The organism is Clostridium sp. D53t1_180928_C8 (assembly GCF_015667795.1).
Classification (GTDB): domain Bacteria; phylum Bacillota; class Clostridia; order Clostridiales; family Clostridiaceae; genus Clostridium.
Genome location: NZ_JADPEL010000101.1, coordinates 1 through 3,179, shown reverse-complemented (window position 1 = coordinate 3,179; position 3,179 = coordinate 1). Strand labels below are relative to the sequence as shown.

General features: G+C 24.6%; 3 protein-coding genes and 1 pseudogene. All 4 read left to right on the top strand.

Features of this window, described 5'->3' with window-relative positions:
* Positions 1-972 (top strand): DUF5700 domain-containing putative Zn-dependent protease (locus I4V51_RS20545; RefSeq protein WP_195990300.1); only part of this gene is annotated, 972 nt, incomplete at its 5' end.
* Between the two features lie 161 nt (positions 973-1,133).
* A pseudogene (locus I4V51_RS20540) lies at positions 1,134-2,528 on the top strand (potassium/proton antiporter); the annotation flags it as partial.
* A 45-nt stretch (positions 2,529-2,573) separates the two neighbouring features.
* Positions 2,574-2,777: a TrkA C-terminal domain-containing protein gene (locus tag I4V51_RS21555; RefSeq protein WP_347708679.1), complete on the top strand. Its 204-nt coding sequence runs from the start codon at positions 2,574-2,576 to the stop codon at positions 2,775-2,777.
* Positions 2,778-2,879: 102 nt separating this feature from the next.
* Positions 2,880-3,125 carry an aldo/keto reductase gene (locus tag I4V51_RS20535; protein WP_195990298.1) on the top strand — a complete coding sequence of 82 codons (246 nt, stop codon included), beginning with the start codon at positions 2,880-2,882 and terminating at the stop codon, positions 3,123-3,125.
* Positions 3,126-3,179 lie beyond the last annotated feature (54 nt).

Sequence of the window (3,179 nt, the reverse complement as noted above, 5' to 3'; positions counted from 1 at the left end):
TACATTATATTATCCATATCTATCTTAGAAAATAATAATATGTCCAAAATTTTTAGCATATTATTATTAACTATACTAATACTAACTACCTTAAGATTAAATATAAATAAAGTACAAAACAAAATAGATAAAAAAATATTTACATTCATAAATATAATCCTAATTTTTATTGTATTGCTATGGAGTTATGTAATAAATAGCATAGATACTATTGTTGAAGTAGTTGCAAGTAGTTATATATCAAATTTAGAGCCTACTAACTATAATTCTAATTTTAATATAGTTAATTATAATAATATTAAAATATTATACCAAGATAATATATCAGCAATAATTCCATTATTAAATGAGTTAATAGATTCCTCAAAATATAAATGTGAAAAGATATTTAGTAATGTAAATGCCTCTTTTACTATAAAATTAGATTATAATGAAGATGTATTTTTATCTAGGTTTGGGGAAGAGTTAGATAATATTTCATCATATTATATAGATAGTACTAAAACTATATATATTTACTTAAATAATTATTCTGATATTTTAAATGATAAAAATAATTTTAGTAACATGTTGACTCATGAAATATCTCATTACTATTTTTCAGAGTTTTTAAAAGAAAATGATATATTAGCTAAGAATGTTCCAGTATGGATAAACGAAGGTGTCGCTGATTATATTTCAAAGCGTTTATATAATTTAGATTATAGTTGTAGTGAATTTATTGAATTTAATAAACTTTCAGATTCAAGTGATTGGCTTAAAATAAAGTCAGGCAAACAATATATTCAAAGTTATCATTCAATAAATACACTTGTAAATATGATTAATGAGAGTGTAATTACAAATTTGTTACTTGAATTGAAAGAGCATAATATAAATGAAGCCTTTAAAAAAGCTACCAATCTAGATTTTAATAAATTTGAAAATATAATAAAAAAATTTAATATTAGTTCTGAAAAAATAGCAAACTAAAAGTTGGTATTAAAACTAAATAAAATAGCAACGAAAAGTAATTGTTAATATTAGATAAAGTTTAATAAGTTATAAAATATAAAATATTGAAGTTATTAACAATTTATAGTACTATATATACGCAAATATAATATTTAATAATTTTATATGGAGGTAAATCTGTGATAAGTTTAATGATTATTTGTGCATTAGTATTATTAATATGTATAACTTCAACAAAAATATTATATAGGTTTGGCGTTCCGATTCTTCTTATTTTTATAGTACTTGGTATGTTGTTTGGTTCTGATGGTATAGTTGGTATATACTTTGATAATTTTGAACTAGCTAGCAATATTTGCTCTATAGCTCTTATTTTTATAATGTTCTACGGAGGGTTTGGTACTAATTGGAATATGGCCAAGCCTGTTGCAATTCAATCTATACTTATGTCTTCATTTGGTGTTTTTATTACAGCTGGGCTAACAGGTTTATTTTGCTTTTCTATTTTTAATACAACATTATTAGAGGGGCTACTTATAGGTTCAGTAATTGCATCTACAGATGCAGCTGCTGTATTTGCAATCTTACGTTCTCAAAAGTTAAATTTAAAAAGTTCAATAGCATCAATATTAGAAATTGAGAGTGGTAGTAATGATCCATTTGCATATATGCTTACCCTAATAATATTAGGATTAATGTCTAATGTGGGATATGAGAATATCATTCCAATGTTATTAAGTCAAATTATAGTTGCTATTGTAACTTCATGTATACTAGCAAAATTATCTATATATTTATTAAGACATGCTAAATTTGAAATAGAGGGTTTTTATCCTATATTCATTACAGCAATAGCAGTACTAGCTTATTCATTAAGTGAATATTTAGGTGGAAATGGATACTTGAGTGTTTATATATCAGGTATTATTATAGGAAATAATAAAATACCTCATAAAAAAAGCATTTTCCAATTTTTTGATGGAATATCATGGCTAATGCAAATTTTATTGTTCTTCTTACTTGGGTTATTAGCTTTTCCATCAAAAATACCATCTGTTATAATTAAGGGAATATCTATTTCAATATTTATGATTTTCATAGCAAGACCAATTGCAACATTTAGTATTTTGAGTTGGTTTAAAGTACCTATTAAGCAACAACTTTTTATTTCATGGGTTGGTATTAGAGGTGCTGCATCAATAGTATTTGCAATCTTTGCTGTAACATATGGAGTTCCCATAAATTATGATATTTTTCATATAATATTCTTTATGGCTCTATTTTCAGTAGCTGTACAAGGCACCCTTATCCCTACTATAGCAAGAAAACTTGACCTAATAGATGATGACGATTCAGTTTTTAAAACATTTAATGACTATAAAGAAGATAAGAGTACAAAGTTATTTGAACTTACAATTAACGAAAATAACCAACTTGCTAATAAAAGTATAATGGATGCAAATATTCCTGAAGATATACTTGTTGTTATGATAAAGCGTAATGGAGATGTATTTGTTCCAAATGGTTCTACAATAATTTTGCCAGGAGATACTCTAGTTTTATCTGGAAACAACCTAATATATTTTACTGATTATAAAGAAGGAAAAAGCACAAATATAATGGAAGTTTCAATTAGTAGTGATAGTATTATAGCAAATAAATCTATACGTGATTCTAATATAAATGATGATATTCTTATAGTTATGATAAAACGTAAAGATAAGGTAATAATACCAAATGGAAATACAGTAATATTGCCTAATGATATATTAGTTATTACAGCTAATGATTTTAAAGAGGTTGAAAAGCTGATAATGATATAATTTAATTTAAAATATCATTTTAAGAGTAAGAACTATTTCTTACTCTTTTTTAGCAGTAATTCAACGAGAAAGGAATTCCAACTTATTGCTTGGAGTACAATAATGAGGGGGAAGTTATTTTGTAATGAATTAATGCTATCTTTATCAGATAAATACAATAAATCTATATCTCAAATAATATTAAAATGTCATATACAAAGAGGGGTAGTTCCTATACCAAAATCATCTAATGAAGATAGAATAAAAGAAAAATTTAATATATTTGATTTTGAGCTTTCTGACTCCGATATGACTATAATAAACTCATTAAATGAGGAGGATAATTTTTCGGTATTAGGTGTTCCATAAAATACTACATATCTTGATTTATAATAATAGTATTAAATTTCCTAAAAAGAACAT